Annotated in this window: 15 protein-coding genes and 6 tRNA genes; 8 read left to right on the forward strand and 13 right to left on the reverse strand. The window is 44.4% G+C overall.

What is annotated here, in order from left to right; translation table 11 throughout:
• The first annotated feature begins 36 nt into the window (after positions 1 to 36).
• Positions 37 to 930, forward strand: a complete 894-nt coding sequence (argB, locus tag F461_RS0115170; protein ID WP_020002013.1) for an acetylglutamate kinase — start codon at positions 37 to 39, stop codon at positions 928 to 930.
• 261 nt (positions 931 to 1,191) lie between these two features.
• On the opposite strand, the gene F461_RS18140 is transcribed toward argB, so the two are convergent.
• The 4 genes from F461_RS18140 to F461_RS0115190 form a co-directional block, all read right to left on the reverse strand.
• Positions 1,192 to 1,683 carry a nuclear transport factor 2 family protein gene (locus F461_RS18140; protein ID WP_020002014.1) on the reverse strand — a complete coding sequence of 164 codons (492 nt, stop codon included), beginning with the start codon at positions 1,681 to 1,683 and terminating at the stop codon, positions 1,192 to 1,194.
• Positions 1,684 to 1,911: 228 nt separating this feature from the next.
• The gene (locus F461_RS0115180; protein WP_020002015.1) at positions 1,912 to 2,763 is read right to left on the reverse strand and encodes a 2-oxoacid:ferredoxin oxidoreductase subunit beta; all 852 of its coding nucleotides are present in this window, start codon (positions 2,761 to 2,763) and stop codon (positions 1,912 to 1,914) included.
• Between the two features lie 6 nt (positions 2,764 to 2,769).
• Positions 2,770 to 4,458 carry a 2-oxoacid:acceptor oxidoreductase subunit alpha gene (locus F461_RS0115185; RefSeq protein WP_020002016.1) on the reverse strand — a complete coding sequence of 563 codons (1,689 nt, stop codon included), beginning with the start codon at positions 4,456 to 4,458 and terminating at the stop codon, positions 2,770 to 2,772.
• Positions 4,459 to 4,624: 166 nt separating this feature from the next.
• The gene (locus tag F461_RS0115190; RefSeq protein WP_020002017.1) at positions 4,625 to 5,134 is read right to left on the reverse strand and encodes a ferritin; all 510 of its coding nucleotides are present in this window, start codon (positions 5,132 to 5,134) and stop codon (positions 4,625 to 4,627) included.
• Positions 5,135 to 5,409: 275 nt separating this feature from the next.
• Between F461_RS0115190 and F461_RS0115195 the strand changes: the two genes are divergently transcribed.
• Positions 5,410 to 5,616, forward strand: a complete 207-nt coding sequence (locus F461_RS0115195) for a dual CXXC motif small (seleno)protein (RefSeq protein WP_020002018.1) — start codon at positions 5,410 to 5,412, stop codon at positions 5,614 to 5,616.
• Here the strand turns inward: F461_RS0115195 and F461_RS0115200 are convergent.
• Positions 5,613 to 6,290 carry a phosphoadenosine phosphosulfate reductase family protein gene (locus F461_RS0115200; RefSeq protein WP_020002019.1) on the reverse strand — a complete coding sequence of 226 codons (678 nt, stop codon included), beginning with the start codon at positions 6,288 to 6,290 and terminating at the stop codon, positions 5,613 to 5,615. The two genes, F461_RS0115195 and F461_RS0115200, sit on opposite strands and share 4 nt — an antisense overlap.
• A 488-nt stretch (positions 6,291 to 6,778) precedes the next feature.
• Between F461_RS0115200 and F461_RS0115205 the strand changes: the two genes are divergently transcribed.
• The 6 genes from F461_RS0115205 to F461_RS0115230 all read left to right on the forward strand — a co-directional run bounded on the left by F461_RS0115205 (position 6,779) and on the right by F461_RS0115230 (position 8,857).
• Positions 6,779 to 6,855 (forward strand) — tRNA-Arg (locus F461_RS0115205).
• A 231-nt stretch (positions 6,856 to 7,086) separates the two neighbouring features.
• Positions 7,087 to 7,163, forward strand: a tRNA-Arg gene (locus F461_RS0115210).
• 181 nt (positions 7,164 to 7,344) lie between these two features.
• Positions 7,345 to 7,421: transfer RNA gene (locus F461_RS0115215), tRNA-Arg, on the forward strand.
• A 183-nt stretch (positions 7,422 to 7,604) separates the two neighbouring features.
• Positions 7,605 to 7,681 (forward strand) — tRNA-Arg (locus F461_RS0115220).
• Positions 7,682 to 7,862: 181 nt separating this feature from the next.
• Positions 7,863 to 7,939 (forward strand) — tRNA-Arg (locus F461_RS0115225).
• Between the two features lie 841 nt (positions 7,940 to 8,780).
• Positions 8,781 to 8,857, forward strand: a tRNA-Arg gene (locus F461_RS0115230).
• Between the two features lie 296 nt (positions 8,858 to 9,153).
• On the opposite strand, the gene F461_RS0115235 is transcribed toward F461_RS0115230, so the two are convergent.
• The 8 genes from F461_RS0115235 to rsmD form a co-directional block, all read right to left on the reverse strand.
• On the reverse strand, positions 9,154 to 10,056 hold the full coding sequence (locus F461_RS0115235) for a DMT family transporter (protein ID WP_020002020.1): 903 nt from the start codon (positions 10,054 to 10,056) through the stop codon (positions 9,154 to 9,156).
• A 226-nt stretch (positions 10,057 to 10,282) separates the two neighbouring features.
• Positions 10,283 to 11,254: a class II fructose-bisphosphatase gene (glpX, locus tag F461_RS0115240; protein ID WP_020002021.1), complete on the reverse strand. Its 972-nt coding sequence runs from the start codon at positions 11,252 to 11,254 to the stop codon at positions 10,283 to 10,285.
• Between the two features lie 281 nt (positions 11,255 to 11,535).
• The gene (locus F461_RS0115245; RefSeq protein ID WP_020002022.1) at positions 11,536 to 12,201 is read right to left on the reverse strand and encodes an OmpH/Skp family outer membrane protein; all 666 of its coding nucleotides are present in this window, start codon (positions 12,199 to 12,201) and stop codon (positions 11,536 to 11,538) included.
• A 172-nt stretch (positions 12,202 to 12,373) separates the two neighbouring features.
• Positions 12,374 to 13,363, reverse strand: a complete 990-nt coding sequence (locus F461_RS0115250; protein ID WP_020002023.1) for a hypothetical protein — start codon at positions 13,361 to 13,363, stop codon at positions 12,374 to 12,376.
• Between the two features lie 43 nt (positions 13,364 to 13,406).
• Positions 13,407 to 14,330 carry a hypothetical protein gene (locus F461_RS0115255; protein ID WP_020002024.1) on the reverse strand — a complete coding sequence of 308 codons (924 nt, stop codon included), beginning with the start codon at positions 14,328 to 14,330 and terminating at the stop codon, positions 13,407 to 13,409.
• A gap of 280 nt (positions 14,331 to 14,610) precedes the next feature.
• Positions 14,611 to 15,531 carry a tRNA (adenosine(37)-N6)-dimethylallyltransferase MiaA gene (gene miaA / locus F461_RS0115260; RefSeq protein ID WP_020002025.1) on the reverse strand — a complete coding sequence of 307 codons (921 nt, stop codon included), beginning with the start codon at positions 15,529 to 15,531 and terminating at the stop codon, positions 14,611 to 14,613.
• Between the two features lie 5 nt (positions 15,532 to 15,536).
• Entirely contained in the window at positions 15,537 to 16,046 is a 510-nt protein-coding gene (gene coaD / locus F461_RS0115265; protein WP_020002026.1) for a pantetheine-phosphate adenylyltransferase, read from the reverse strand.
• Positions 16,022 to 16,594, reverse strand: a complete 573-nt coding sequence (rsmD, locus tag F461_RS0115270; RefSeq protein WP_020002027.1) for a 16S rRNA (guanine(966)-N(2))-methyltransferase RsmD — start codon at positions 16,592 to 16,594, stop codon at positions 16,022 to 16,024. The genes coaD and rsmD overlap by 25 nt, the downstream gene beginning before the upstream one ends.
• Between the last annotated feature and the right edge of the window lie 163 nt (positions 16,595 to 16,757).

Consider the following 16,757-nt stretch of genomic DNA (forward strand, 5'->3'; position numbering starts at 1 on the left):
CGCGGGGCGCCACTCCGCAGCACAGGAACTACGTACATGAAAGACTACGCTAAAGCACAGCTTACATCACGCATTCTAATTGAATCTCTTCCGTACATTAAAAAGTTTCATGGTGAAATTGTGGTCATCAAATATGGTGGTCACGCAATGAAAGACGAAGAGCTTGGTCGTGCATTTGCCCAGAACATTGCTCTTTTAAAATACGTGGGATTGAAACCGGTAATCGTACACGGCGGCGGTCCTCAAATTGGCAAAATGCTTGACGCTCTCAACATCACCAGCCAGTTCCGCGAAGGACACCGAGTTACTGACGACGAGACCATGGACGTTGTAGAAATGGTGCTCGTTGGCAAAGTAAACAAAGAGATTGTAAACAAACTGAACCTCGCTGACTGCAAAGCTGTCGGGCTTTCCGGCAAAGACGGTACTCTTCTTCGCGCCCGCAAATACAAAATGCAAGTAAACAGCCACAACAAGACACCTGAGATCATTGATCTTGGCAAAGTGGGTGAAGTAATCGGTGTAGAAGCAGGACTGTTAACCGGTCTGCTTTCAGAAGGGTACACACCGGTTATCGCGCCAGTGGGTGTAGATACAGAAGGTAATACTTACAACATCAACGCAGACTCCGTAGCAGGTGCGGTTGCAGGCGCATTGCGCGCGAAAAGACTTCTGCTGCTTACTGACGTTGCAGGTATCCTCGATGCAGATAAAAAACTTCTCGAAGAATTGACCATTAAAGAAACTCTCGAGCTCTTCGATGATGGAACTCTTCAGGGCGGCATGATTCCGAAAGTTAAGTGTTGCCTTGACGCCATTGGGAATGGCGTGGGACGAGCGACTATCCTTGATGGCCGTGTAGAAAACTCCGTGCTGCTGGAGCTCTTTACAAACAGCGGCATCGGTACACAGATTCTCGGAAACAACTAAAAAACAGTCCTTTACAAGTACGCAAACAGATGGAGTTCGGCCAATAGAGACCGAACCTCTATCAGGTAATCTCAGCCGGCTAAGGGCATCCCTTGCATCTTCGCAAGACAGCTTCCCTTTTCCAGCAATTACCGAGATTGCCATGCGCTCTAAAAATAGGTTTCGAACAACCTAACTATTTATTACTAAACAAAAAGCGTGGACTAACAAGCCCACGCTTTTTGTTTTTGAATCCCTCTGTAATTCTATACTACAGCGATGTTACTCGCTCATATTACATTTTCCTTTTTTCTCAACCAGTTCACGGGCTTTTTCAAGAATATCCCGCGTACCTTTTTCACTTTCAAAATTAAATTGAAGACTGCTTACCTTCCAGCCGTCCGCAGTATAGCGGCAACCGAAGATATAGCGTCCTTTTCCTTCCCAGATATGCTCATGCAAAAAATATGTTGCCGTAGCATCGGCTTTTACAGTGGCGTCCTGTCCTTTCAACTCCACCATAATATTCTCCAGTTTATGCCGAGTTGCGTCAAACCCGCACAACGATTCTTTCCAGTGATGAATAAGCTCCTTAGGCGTTGCATCATACGGCTCCCCGCCAAGCAGTGATGTGTAATCCACTGCTACTTTCTCCGTAAAAAGCGTCTCAAGCGAACTGAATAATCTCAAATCCGGCAGCACTCCCATACTTTCTACAAGAGTCTCAATGAGTGCTTTATCCGTCTTTTCCCTGCGCTCTATATACGTAAGCATACGCACCTTTCCTTACTTTATGTACTATGACTGTTCAGCATTTGAATAAAGGTCACGTCCAGTATAGCCAAAATGAAACCGGAAAGGATGGATATCTTAGCCGCAATAACGACCTTATGCCCCCTCATAAAAGCTTCACACAATAAAATAGCTGCCTATCCAGTACGGAGGGCAGCTATTTTATTATCAGAATTATGAACATCCCGCAGCAATCGCGGAGGGATAGACTTAGGAGTATTTTTTTACGACCGACTCGAATGCGGCACTGTCAACTTCCCCTGTACCGATCGGGTACACAAGTTTTTTCGCCAGATGACCACCGTAGGCTGGACGGTTATTGGTATACAGCACTCCTATAGGGATCTGTTCATCAAGCTCATTGGCTTTTTGAATTGCAGCATTCCAGTTTGTGGAATCATAATCTTCACCAAGTTCGTAACAACGCTTTTTGTACCAACCGAACGTGTTCACCTTATTAAAAGAAACACACGGCTGGAACACATCTACAAGGGCAAACCCCGGATGCGCAATGGCAGCTTTCAGTGTTTCTACAAGATGCGGAACATTGCCGGAGAAAGAACGGGCTACAAAGTTTGCACGCATGGCAATGGCAACTTCTACCGGATTAAACGGCGCATTTGTTACACCGAAAGGTTGTGCCTTTGTAATTTGGCCTTCCTTCGTTGTCGGGCTTGCCTGCCCTTTTGTGAGCCCGTACACCTGATTATCATGAACGAGGGCTACCATGTCCACGTTTCGCCTGATAGCAGCAAGGAAATGATTACCACCCTCACCATATGTACATCCGTCACCGCTCGTTGCAATGACTGTCAACTCCGGATTAATAATCTTTATCGCCTGCGCCGAAGATAAAGCCCTACCGTGCAGCCCGTTAAATCCGTTGGCAGTTATGTAGTGCGGCACCTTTGCAGCCTGACCTATTCCAGATACAATTGCAGCCTGATACGGTGCAATATCCAGTTCAGCCAAAGTCTGTTTCAAGGCTTTTAAAATATCAAAATTGCCACAGCCGGGACACCATGCTTCGCTATACTGACCATATTCATTAATATCGCGCATAATGCCTTACTCCTCGTACATCTTATGGACAATATAGCCAGCGGTTAAAGGTCGCCCGTCGTACCGGCTGATATTTTTTTCAATAGGGATGCATGTAAGACCTTTTAACAGCCATGCAAACTGACCAAATGCGTTACCTTCAATACACACGCGTTCTTTGGCGTTCTCCAAATAATGTATAAACTGTGTCACATCCAGCGGGTATACTTGCGAGAAACAAAGCACTGCGACATTTTCACCGTGTTCTATTCTGCTCTCTGCCGCTTCACGCACTGCCCCTTCAGAAGACCCCCAGCATATAAGTAATTTATCCGGCTTGCTGTTTCCATAATAACGAGGCGGAATAACGTCCTTACGGATGCTGGATTCTTTCAGCAACATTTTTTTAACCATCGAATTACGCAGAGCCTTATCTTCTGTAATATTGCCACGTTCGTTGTGCGCGTGGCTGTCTGCCAGAACAGTTGTTTTACCAATTCCCGGAATTCGCCGTGGAGAAATACCGTCAGGAGTTAACGCGTACCGCTGATACGATGCGGGTTCTGTGTCTGAGTAATCAGGTCTATGTACCTGCCCCAAACTATGTAAGTCGTATGTCTCCAAACTCTGCAACGCATCTGCAAGGAACTGATCCGTTAAGAGAATCACTGGAGTCTGATACCGTTCTGCAAAACTGACAGCGCGGTGCCCCATTTCAAAACATTCTTCAATAGTGCTTGGAGCCAAAACTATACGCGGAAACTCTCCATGCCCGCCGAACATAGAAAATAACAAGTCTCCCTGTTCAGTACGGGTAGGCAGACCCGTTGCAGGCCCGGGACGCTGAGCCAGAACAATCACAACGGGCTGTTCCATAACACCTGCAAGACTTATAGCTTCCGTCATAAGAGCGAACCCGCCGCCCGATGTTGGAACCAGAGAGGCTGCCCCCGCATACGACGCACCGAGTGCCATATTAATTGCGGCGATTTCATCTTCAACCTGTTCAACAACCACACCCATTTCTTCTGAATGATTAATAAGAGTCTGGGCTACGGATGAACCCGGGGTCATTGGATAAAATGCACAAAATTTAACTCCGGCGGCCATTGCACCCAGCGCAATACTGTTATTGCCGTTAACAAGAATGCGTTCCGGATGTGCATACATTTTAGGCAATTGTGAACACTTGTCAGAGTGCGCCACACTCCATTCATATGCACTAGTAAGCACTGCAATGTTCTCTTGAACAATTTCCTCACCTTTTGACGCAAAACGCTCGGACAACAGCTGTTCAGGTAATGCCCGTTCCAACCCAAGCAAAGAACATAATACGCCTAAGGCAACTATATTTTCATATCGAGGGTTAGAAGAAAGTTTGTCGAAAGGAATCCTCACACACTGCTTGTGCACAGCATCCAGCTTATCACTTAAAATAATGGTTCCACCCTCATGCAGCATATCGGAATGCAGGGTGGTGGCATCCTGATCAAATGCAAACAAAATATCATAATTATCTGCAGACGCATAACGGGGCAGATCACTTATGCGAAGCCTGAAGGAATTATGACCGCCACGAATACGGGACATATAATGCTGTGTTGCAAATATTTCATATCCCGCACGGGTTAAAATTTTACTCAGCAACTCGCCAACAGTCACCAGCCCTTGACCAGCTGCCCCAGCGATTATTATCGTTCTATCTAATGTGGGCACAGAACCTCCAATACAGAAACAAACTGAGATTGTAGAGAATGTAAATTACACGATAACAGAGAACTCTATTTGTTAAAAGATACATTTTCTTTAATCACTTAGTTCAGGCATAAAAAAATCCCCGCATATCAGAAGTGATATGCGGGGATCATATATTATTGTTCACTTATTTTGCTACAGGCGGAGTAAACACGCGCTGGCCAAGCTCAGCATCAAGCATAAGCATCCCCTGTCCTTCACCGCCGATCATTTTGAGTTTGCCGAGAACATCATTAACGGTATCTTCTTCTTCAACCTGCTCAGAAACAAACCACTGCAAGAAAATGTTGGTAGCGTGGTCCCGTTCATCGATAGCAAGGTTAACAAGATCGTTAATACGGGATGTAACATGCTGTTCGTGTTTAAGAGTTTCTTCAAACACATTGATGGTATTAGCCCAATCATGTTCCGGGGCTTCAATTGGCTGAAGAACTACACGACCGCCACGTTCGTTGATGTAATCATAAAATTTGGTAGCATGAAAAAGTTCTTCCTGAGCCTGTGCACGCATCCACTGTGCAAAACCACCCATGCCTTTATCTGCAAAGTATGCGGACATGGAGAGGTACAGGTAGCTGGAGAACATTTCCCATTTCACTTGATCATTTAAAGCTTGATTCATTTTTTCAGACAACATCAGAATTCTCCTTATCGTAACTGGAAGTACAGAATATCATGTTTTGATGAATCAGTCTTGTTGTGCAATGCAGATCTGTCATCAAAATTATTAAAAGAACTAGTTGGCATGTTGCGTTACAAAAAGCAACAAACGAAGCATATTGTAGTTACATTCACAATAAGCCACCACATAAGTCAATTGCAGTTGAAAAAATTATGCGTTATCAGCGTGGTTCGCAAACAACAATTAATTATTCAGACTAAGGTACACCTTGAGTCTGATAAGGAGTAAATATGTGGGGTTCTAGCTGGAAGCGAAGTGCAGAGACAACTATTCCATGCAAAAAATGCAAAAAGCCGCTTACCGTAAAACGCAGCTGCCAGCATGTATACATGGAATGCCCCCATTGTGGCGAAAAAAGCGACATTGCAGCCTACCTGCGGGAAATGGATGACGCTTTAGAAGCTTTTATGGAAGGCGTATACTGCGATAGGATCTAAAAATATCCAAGGCTTCGCAACAGTTCCATTTTAGCCTCTTTTTCACCATCCCGTCCGGCACGTTCACCAGCCTGACTGCCAAGCCCGCTACACGGTTTGGTACACGGCACACAACCCAAAGAACGGTAGCCGGAATCGTACAGCGGACAGTACGGCAAATTGTACTGCATGGTGTACGCCCAGATATCCATTTCGCTAAAATCCAAGACTGGATGCATCATAAGGCAGTTGGGCCGTTCTCTTTGCTCCCGCATTGGTCGGTCCCTGTCAGGATGCTCATCTTTACGGATACCCGTCAGCAACACTTCGATGTCCTGTTCTTTCACACCCCGACTTAACGGTTCGACTTTCAGCTCAGCACAACAGCTAATTTTGTCCTGCGCTACCGGATATTGTGAGATATCCACTTCCGGACGTACGATGGTGAGATCAATTCCCCAATGCAGCGCGAGCGTATCGCGCTGGTGCAATACTTCCGGAAACTTACAGCCAGTGTCGATATTCAACGCTGTCACGCGCTCCACACCCATTTCAGCTAAAATGTCCTTCCACATATGCAAGGCAACGGTAGAATCCTTACCGCCAGTCCATGCTACGGAAATATTATCTGCGCCGTATTCAGCAACAATTTGCCTAAGCTCGTTTCGAGCTGCTTCTATTTTTCTCTCGAGCATAATATTCTCTAGTTCAAACTCATAATGATTAAATACCGCGCTACACTGTAACACAAGAGATCATATAATCAATATGAGATGTCTGATTGATAATAAGCCGACTTTACCAAACGGGCTATCTCGCTAGATGCACCAATACAGATAGTGCGGAATGCGTAGTATGCATTTAAGTATGCACCCTATAGTCAGCTGTGTTTTACGCATTGAGAAAATACCCGATTGAAAGGCCGCTGGTCTGGAAAACACAGCAAACGCAAAGCTCCCCTACCCACTTCTGACGCAGTAGGCAATAGACAAAAAACGCAAAAAGAGAACTGCACATACAAAAATAGAATACCCTTTCTTCAACCCTTCAGTTTTTTATCATTATATGTTCCCATTGATGTCACCCACCATTCAGAGAACATTTATTTTTTTTAAATTTCGTCTTGACTGGTTGCACGATGCTGCATATAACCCTCCTCACGTTGTTAGCAACGCACCATTGCGGGGATGTAGCTCAGTTGGATAGAGTAGCTGGCTACGAACCAGTTGGTCGGGAGTTCGAATCTTCCCATCCCCGCCACTTGTTTATAATGCCTGTCAGCTTATTCTGACAGGCGTTTTTCTTCCAAAAAAACAAGTACAGCTAACACCCAGAGGCAGCCATCTTTTTTAATTTTTTTTTAAAAGAGCTTGACCTCGCTGAGGGTTGAACATATACACCCTCTCGCTGTGACGAAAGTCACTTCACAAATTTTAGTTTGAGTCTAATTCAGTCATTAGGTAATGAAGGGATTAGGTATCAACACCTTGCGGGGATGTAGCTCAGTTGGATAGAGTAGCTGGCTACGAACCAGTTGGTCGGGAGTTCGAATCTTCCCATCCCCGCCATTAAGAATATATACGGCTGCCTATGCAGACGTTTTATATCGAGGGTTATCACCCTCACCAAGTGATGAAATTCATCACACATATATATATGATTCTAGTTGGTTCGCGCAGTGCAACGTAGAAAAGATGTCAACTTTGATGTTTTTTGATGTAGCATACGCTAATGACTATGAATCGATGCGGGGATGTAGCTCAGTTGGATAGAGTAGCTGGCTACGAACCAGTTGGTCGGGAGTTCGAATCTTCCCATCCCCGCCATTAAGAATATACGCGACTGTTTATGCAGACGTTTTATATTGAGGGTTATCACCCTCACCAAGTGATGAAATTCATCACACATATATATTAGATTCTTGTTGGTTCGCGCAGTGCAACGTATAAAAGATGTCAGTTTTGATGTTTTTTTTGATGCAGCAATCGCGAAAAACGATGAATCGATGCGGGGATGTAGCTCAGTTGGATAGAGTAGCTGGCTACGAACCAGTTGGTCGGGAGTTCGAATCTTCCCATCCCCGCCATTAAGTATATACGCGACTGCCTATGCAGACGTTTCATATTGAGGGTTATCACCCTCCCCAAGTGATGAAATTCATCACACATATATATTAGATTCTAGTTGGTTCGCGCAATGCAACGTATAAAAGATGTCAGTTTTGATGTTTTTTCATGTAGCAATCGCGAAGAACGACGAATCGATGCGGGGATGTAGCTCAGTTGGATAGAGTAGCTGGCTACGAACCAGTTGGTCGGGAGTTCGAATCTTCCCATCCCCGCCATTGAGAATATAAGCTGCTAACTTTTGGTTAGCAGCTTTTTTTTATACCTGAACGTTTCTAGAGAACAGACGGCCTTCTGCCTCCTCATGATCGCTCACGCTACATATCTTTCAGACTAGCGACGTAAGGTACCCCACTCCAAATGATAAAACTCTCCTTCACAGAAAAACACTACTCTCTCCTGCTCATACAACTTTGCCTCTCTTTATTCTACGCACAACTCAGCATGCTGTGACTTTTAAGAAACCTTATTGCTAACCAACACGGTTTCAAAAATAAGTTCCACTTTTTTGCACTGGTTGCATATCAATTTTAAGCAAATAAAAAAAATAAATAGTCATCTAGCCTGCGTTTAATGACTTTTCTCATTACATACGTTGTTATTAAGCGTAAAATACAAATTGAGATTTTACGCCAAAAATGCTGGCTAATCAGCTCCACCTAACTTCAACGCTCCGACCCAATACAGCATGCCACCATCACTGCCTACTTGCTGATTACAATTTCCCAACGCCCTGAGACCAAAAAAAGCTTCAATGCGCTTTGAACTGCATTCAAATGGCTCCCCCTCCAAAAAACTGAAGGACGCATTGAGAATGCAAAAAAACTAGATATCATTCCCTGCCGCAACAACCAGATGATGCTTGAACCTTCTTAACAAAATTAAAGGATCCTCTACCGGCAAACAGGTAATCATTAAGGAATTACGAGCACCACGGCGTACTTTATGGTGAAGCCGCCTAACATAAAGAAACTGTCTGCTTTTTTCATAAAGAGCTTGACGATTTCAGCTTACAGACATATATATCTTTCCGCGCTGAGGAGATCAGCGCAACACTGCGGGGATGTAGCTCAGTTGGATAGAGTAGCTGGCTACGAACCAGTTGGTCGGGAGTTCGAATCTTCCCATCCCCGCCATTGAGTATACAGGCTGCTAACTTCTCGTTAGCAGCCTTTTTTTTATAGCTTTTCATTTCCTTCATGCCACTTGTCACCACACCAGCGCCCCCGCCCCCACTTTTTCAACGTATCTGCCTGCACACAACAAAGCCTATTATGGAGAATCCATAATAGGCTTTGATCATATACCAAACTTGTTCAGGTAAAGGTAGACGACGTGCGTACCCCCTTGCCCATTTAATTGTGACAGAACCTTGCTCATGCCGACCAGTTGCATCCAGCAGATTATCTCTGGTTCCTCAGCAAAATTTAAATTACACCGAAAGCTTTTTTTGCTCAAAATAACTCATGGCTTGCAAAAGGAATGTTGCCACAACTGAAAGAAAAATGCCGAACAAAATAGTATTGGAAAGCATGCGCCCGTTAACAGCATAGTCAAGCACGGCAACACATGCCGGACTCAAATAAATATACGCAGTAACGTTGTTCGGGGTCAGTGTAACTGAAGCTTTCTGGAAAAGGTACGATGTTACCAACGTAGTACCTATTGCGAGATACAACATACTTGCATAGTCGCCAGTCGTCAGTAAATCCCACTGGAGCGGAATTCCAAATATCAACATCGCGATTGCCATCCAAATGGTTCCTCCCACCAACGTACAACATGTCAGCACTGTTACGCTGTCCTGCCGGTATAAGAGCTTCAAAGCAAGTGTATACCCGCACATGGAAAGGATGCCCAACATAAAGAGCAAGTCACCAGAATTAAAAGAAAGACTTTGGATGGCGTCAATATTTCCTTTGAACACGACCCACAAAGTTCCCACCGCCCCGAGCATATATACCAAAGTACGCTTGACACCGATAGCATGTTTCAACAACACAGCACTCAACAGGGCTGTTATAAACGGGGTAAGAGTATACAACGTGCCAGTGTTAAGCACTGTTGTAGTTAACAACGCTGCAAACAGACAGACAAAATAACCGCAGTAAAAAAAGCTGATTATAAATGACCTCGGAAACACCGAAGGTATTTGCCTGCGGTATTGCTTATTCAAAAGCACAGTAGGCAAAGAACATACGCTGGCTATCACAAAGCGAAGCAAATTTAATGAGACAGGATGTACCTGCCCTGTAACATTCGCAGATGCGATAAATGACCCTGCAATCAAAAAAGTGGCAAGCAGAATCAGACCATGAGCCTTTAAAATCTCCATTATATAGAGTCCTTCAGCGGGAGCGTAGTGTAGGTTGATCAAGATCTAACAGCCAACGGAAGCATTTAAATTCTATCCGCACCGTCAGACACTTCCTCGAATAAGGAATCAATGCATTCCCCCTGCTGATACTTATAAATTGTGCTTAGGTAAACCACAGTTATCAGGGTAAAAAGCACAAAAAAAAGGCTGCCCATTCGAGCAGCCTTTACAAAAAACTACAGAACTATAAGCCTTCTGGACGGAAGCGATCCCAGTTATGGATGCTTTCAAGATAACGGATGGATCCACTATGGCCCTTAATAACCATGGAATGGGTAACAGCACCGTTACCGGTGTACTGGACACCGCGAAGGAACGTCCCACCAGAAATACCGGTTGCAGCAAAGTATACTTCGTCACTACGAACGAGAGAATTTACGGTATGAATTTCGCGAAGGTCGATACCTGCTTCGAGGATCGCTTCTTTTTCTACGTAAGACTGTGGATCGAGGCGAGCAAAAATCTGACCACCTACACCTTTGATTGCGCATGCAGCGATAACGCCTTCAGGAGTACCGCCTGTACCCATCATTACGTCAACTTCGCTGCGCGGATCAACTGCCATAAGTGCGCCTGCAACGTCACCGTCGGTATGTAGCTGAATACGCGCGCCAGCTTCACGGATTTTAGAAATAAGCTGCTCGTGACGTGGCTTATCAAGAACAAACACAACAAGGTCATCGACATCTTTGCCGAGAGCTTTTGCGATTTTAATCAGATTTTCTTTAACAGGAGCATCAATGTCTACAACATCTTTTGCTGCTGGCGGCACAACAAGCTTTTGCATGTAGTAGCTTGGGCCCGGGTTGTACATAGTGCCTGCCGGAGCAGTGCCTACTACAGAAATAGCGTTAGGACGACCATATGCAAGAAGATTAGTGCCTTCAACAGGGTCAACCGCAACATCAACCTGCGGTCCTTTACCCATGCCAAGCTTTTCACCATTGAAGAGCATAGGCGCGTCATCTTTTTCACCTTCACCGATAATTACTTTGCCGGAAAGGTACAGATTATTAAAGGCGTAACGCATTGCATCAACGGCTGCACCGTCGCCCTCGTTCTTCTTCCCCTTGCCGAGCCAGCGGCCGGATGCCAATGCTGCTGCCTCTGTAACGCGAACAAGGTCTAAAGCAAGGTTTTTATGGGCGGCTTCCATCAGGTCTCCTCCAAATATAAGTTGCGGATACACATCATAAATATGTGTGGCGGATTATTAGCTAAGCCTGTGAAACATCACAGAACTCCAAACTGCAAAAAAGTACAAACCAACGCAGCGTGCCTGCAACCAATGGTCTGTCAGCGGTTTCTTTACCCTAGGTAGCACGCTCCATCAAGCTTTTACCGCTGGAACAAAAAAGGGAGACCGCTTTATTGCGATCTCCCAGTCGTATACTATTAACCTACTGTAAATACCAGTACGGTTTTAGCCTAATATTGTTACTTTTTTGCATCCTTTACGTCAGGAGCATCGACGGGTGCAGCTTCTTGCTTTTCTTCCGTCTGCTTTGTAACTTCCTGTTTCATTTCGTCAGCCTGTTCTTGAGGCTTCATTTCATCAGTGCCCGCAGCAGACTCCGGTGCCACCTGTTCATTAGCAGTATTCTTCTCTACAGCTGTTGCAACCGGAGATTCAAATGTAACAGTTTCTTTATTCATAATAGCCACAACAGCAGCGGTTGCATCAGCAGACTTATCGTAGCTTAGAGCCTGTTCAATCGGGATAACCACGGCGACACCGTTTTCTTTGCGGTATTGTTCCAGCACCTTTTGAAACAGATCATTCAGCTTGGTAACAACCATCTGCTGCTCAGCAGATACGCGCGCCTGAATCTTGGACACCTGCGCCTGAATATCTGTTACAGTTTCAGCGTTCTGGCCTTTTTTCTTTGCAGCTTCTTCTTGCAACGCTTTAAACTGCTGCTGCACTTCGACGCTTACTTTTTCCAAATATGCCATACCGTCTTTACCGGGCTGACAATCTTGGAAAACTTTTGCAGGATCTACGACAGCGACTTTAGGGGAAGATCCCGCATTCATGTCCTGATTACATCCCACAAGCGCTAAACAAAAAATAGCAACACACAGCAAAACTAACTTTTTCATTGATATCTCCGAATGTTATTGAAGCCACATTTTTTCGCGAGGAACACACCAAGCACCACCTTCTTCGGCGATGCGGTAAAAATAGTGCAACTTTAATTTTTTCCCAAGGATTAATTTCATTATGGCGGTTAGTTAGCGAAAAAATAATGCGACAACGGTTTTTCGACGTTTTTTACTCTGCAAAAATAAACGTACCAAGTTTCTTTAAATATTCCTCAACGGTATATTTCCGGATATTTTTTAACTGCTCTTCTCCCATATCACACCTAACCAATGACTTTCCAAAGGTCTTACGAAGATATTCGTAGGGAACAGCATCCATTTTTTCTAACTGCCTACCGTCCATTGAGACGGTGTAATGCAGATCGAAATCTGCTGAAATCTTATTGTGCCCGTCTTCCTGTATAATGGTAATTATTGGTATTTCCCGCCAAAAAACTCCATCATCTGTGACACGTAAATCAGAACGCTTTGCCGGTATGTGCTGACGCAGCATCTGTTGAACATATTTCTTATCAAGCGCCGTTACGATTTCTGCATGATACTTTTCCACTCTCTTGAACCGCACACTTCTATTAAAAAAGTATCGGGACTCCCTATCAAAAAGGGACAGCACTTTTTCATCCTGCTCTTTACCGGAAGGAGGCCACAACCACGTATCATGGTGCCGATCAAAAACCTGCTCAGGTTCTTTGGTTGCAGATTCCACAACCATATCGTTTACAATACAGCGCACTTCATACAGGCTTTTTTCGATGTTATGTGTATAGTCTAATGTAAAAAAGTATGTTGTTTTTAGTGAATCTATCACTTTATCATTTTTATATAGCGATTGAATAAGACTTATTGCCGCACTGGTGTCACCAGCCCATGTCACTTTCATCTCTTTAAATATTGAATAGTCTTTATAATGAACAACACCAAGACCATTTTTGTACTTCCATGCCATCATTTCTGCAAAAGCATGTTTAAGATGTTCCTTTGTAACAGGAGATTTATCTTTATATGCATCTACTGACAAAAAAGTTGTAGCGAGAGGATTACTATATAATTTTCTGTAATATGTTAAATCCTTTTGAGTCGGTGCCGCATTAGCGACTGACTGCATAACAAGATTGCAACAAATTGCAAGGAAAAGCAGAATGAGTATATTTTTCTTCATAGTTATTCCCATTTACTATTAATGTAAAAAAGAGCTGCAATCACTACAGAGCGTCTACATATTTTTTTGTCAAAACAAGAATAGTCCATTCTGCAACATGCTCACTACGTTTCACTTCTGTGAGTCCCACTTCTTCCTGCAACGCTATATCCCACATAAAAGTCACACCATCGACTGAGTCGACAATCTGTACAAGCTGTTTGTCCGCAAAAAATACACCGTCTTTATTCACAACAGCACCTTCCCTTTCATCTGCCAGGTATGCGGCAAATTTTTCACGAATAAAGTGCGGATTCCCTGAAACATGTTTATTGTACGAACTGTTAGCAAGGCGTGGATAATAAACACCATTTTTATTTTCATCCACAAAGTCCTGCAATGTTCCTTTAAGCGCAGTTGCAACAGCGACATCGTATTTTCCCCACGGGGCAGGAAAAACGTTAGTCAAGTTACATTTGGAAGGTACGTACTCATCATCCGGCATGTACTGGTAATATTCCGGAGAAGCTGTCTCACAAACAATGCGATTCGGAGTAATGCGTACCTCGTATTTTTTATCTTTCATATCATGATGAAGCTGAACATCAGCAGTGTATGTACGCACCAACCACTGAACTTCCTGTCCATTTTCACGCAGCGATTTTTTCACTTCAATCTGCAGGGTATTATTATCTTTCCAGTGCACACCGGCATGGGTGAACACGTACCAGTCATCCATGTCATCGACTCTGCTCAATGGATTAATTTTAATCGCCAAACTACGGATGATTGCATCGTTAATAAGCTGTTCTGTCACGGGGGTCTTATCACAGAACACATCTGCGAACCGCACCACATATGTTTTAGAAGCTTCTTCAGAAACCCGAGTTGTTTCGAAAAGTGTCGGTGTTGTTGTCTTATGTACTGCGCTACACCCCGTCCCTAAAAACAAGAGTATAACAAAAAATAGAGTAGTAAATTTGCGCATACATTCCTCTATGAATAGATAGTTAACGTTGTATAAATCAGTTTCCCACCACAAAAAGACATGAGCGTCAACATATTTACAATAACTACATGTTATTACATTGCATAACAAAATGAACACAGCACAAAAAAAGGATGAAGTTACACACTTCACCCTTTTTACGATTGCATTACAAGTAGTCTCCAGATGTTGACGCACTCCCCTAATGTCCCCATACGAGATCAAGGATCGGTACCCCTTGTAGGGCACGGGACACAACCCCCGTCGGCGGAGGCAACCTTTATTCAGCTAAAAAACGGGAAACTTCACGGTTCATAGTTTCAAAATCTTTTGGCTTCACCCAAATAATTTCTTTATCTTTTCTGAACCATGTGAGCTGGCGTTTTGCATAAGCACGGGTGTTTTTCAACCACAAGGCCTTGCAATCATCCAGCGACATTGCTCCGGTGATGTACTGGTATAGTTCTGCACAGCCGATGCCGGACCATCCAGTGGAGTTCGGATTATCGTTATGTTTCAACGCCTCGCGGGCTTCTTCAATGGCTCCGGCTTCAATCATGAGATCGATACGTTTGCCAAGCAGCGGAGTCAGCTCATCGAGTGTTACATCAATGCCAAGACGCACACCGCGAAATGGTGTCGGTGTCATTGGCTGGGCATGCCACCATGAGAAGGTCTTACCGGTGGCTCTATACACAGCAAGCGCACGACAGATTCGCTGGCTATCGTTGAAGTGAATCTTAGCAGCGTAATCCGGATCAATTTTAGTCAGGTCTTCATGCATAGGCGCAGAGCCGCGCTCTGCCATTTCTGCTTCTGCCACATCCGTATACGACTGGTCGATACGCGGGATCTGTGCCAAGCCTTCCAGCAAGGCTTTTAAGTAGAAGCCGGTTCCACCAACAAGCAAAGGCAACAAGCCTTCCTCGCGAGTTTGATGGATTGCCGCTGTTGCCATATCCATAAATTTGCCCACATCTATTTTGTCTTCAGTTTTCAAAAAACCATAGAGCTTATGCGGACACACCTGCTGTTCTTCTGCTGTCGGCTGCGCGGTGATTATAGGAAAATCACGAAACACTTGACGGGAGTCCAGATTAATCACACCACCGTTAAAAGTGCGACACAGGTTGAAAGACGCAGCAGTCTTACCCGCTCCGGTAGGGCCGACCAGACAGACAATAGGAATTTTTTTAGACATATATTTTAGTTCAGCGGGTACGGATACCCGTATTTTTCGCGAAGCTTACGGTAGACGTTATCCGGAACAAGCCCTTTGATATCACCACCCAGTTTGCCTGCCGCTTTAATGATGGTCGAACTGATATACAGCCATTGGTAATCCGTCATTAAAAAGACAGTCTGAATATGCTTTTTAAGCTTACGGTTCATCAATGCAAGCTGGAACTCGTATTCAAAGTCAGAGACTGCTCGTAACCCACGCAAAATCACATGCGCACCACGACGTTCCGCATATTCCACAAGTAGACCGGAAAAAGGCTCTACAGTTACCTGCGGGACATCCTTGAAGACTTCTTCTGCCATTGCCACGCGCTCTGTAATTGAAAACAGCGGCGACTTCGGGGTGTCGTTGGCCACCGCAACAATCACACGATCAAAAATTTCGCAGCCGCGTTTAATAAGACTCACATGCCCCATTGTCATAGGGTCAAATGTGCCGGGATAAACGGCTACTCGCTCTCCTCTGTTGTCCATAGCAGAATCCTTGTCTGGCCATACGCTCTGTTGGCAATGAGTTCGAGATCAGAATGGTCAGCTTCAGGCGGTAAGGCGAGTTTAGATTCAACCTCAGCACAAATAATGCCGCCTTCTGCAAGCCAACCATTTTTAAGCACCGCTTTCATGGCAGGGGTTAAAAAGTTTTTTCCATAGGGCGGATCAATAAAAATTACATCAAACGGCTCTGCTGCACGGCGTGAGATAATTTTAAACAAATCTTCTGCCATCACACTGTAACGCTTAGATGAAATACCAATCTTCTGCGCGTTTTCAGTAATCAACTTAGCAGCTGTTTTGTTCATTTCAACCAACCATGCTTCTTCTGCGCCACGGCTCAATGCTTCAAACGCTAAAGAACCGCTGCCGGCAAATAAGTCCAGAATACGACATTCAGGCCAGTACACTCCGCGTGCTTCAAGCATAGAAAATATTGCCTGACGCACTTTTGAAGTTGCTGGACGGTATCCCGGAGCACTTGTGGTTTTGAGTACTCGACCTCGGTACTCACCTGCGATAATGCGCATAACTATATAATATCCTTACAATACCCTAAATTTTAAGCAGAAGGGTATATTTACTTTATCTTTCTTGCCATACTATAAACAACAAATACGAACCGATACAGAACCGGTTGCGCGTATTCACATAGACTACACGTTGCGAAAACAATTTCCAAGTCTGACGAAT

Source organism: Halodesulfovibrio aestuarii DSM 17919 = ATCC 29578 (assembly GCF_000384815.1).
Lineage (GTDB): Bacteria > Desulfobacterota > Desulfovibrionia > Desulfovibrionales > Desulfovibrionaceae > Halodesulfovibrio > Halodesulfovibrio aestuarii.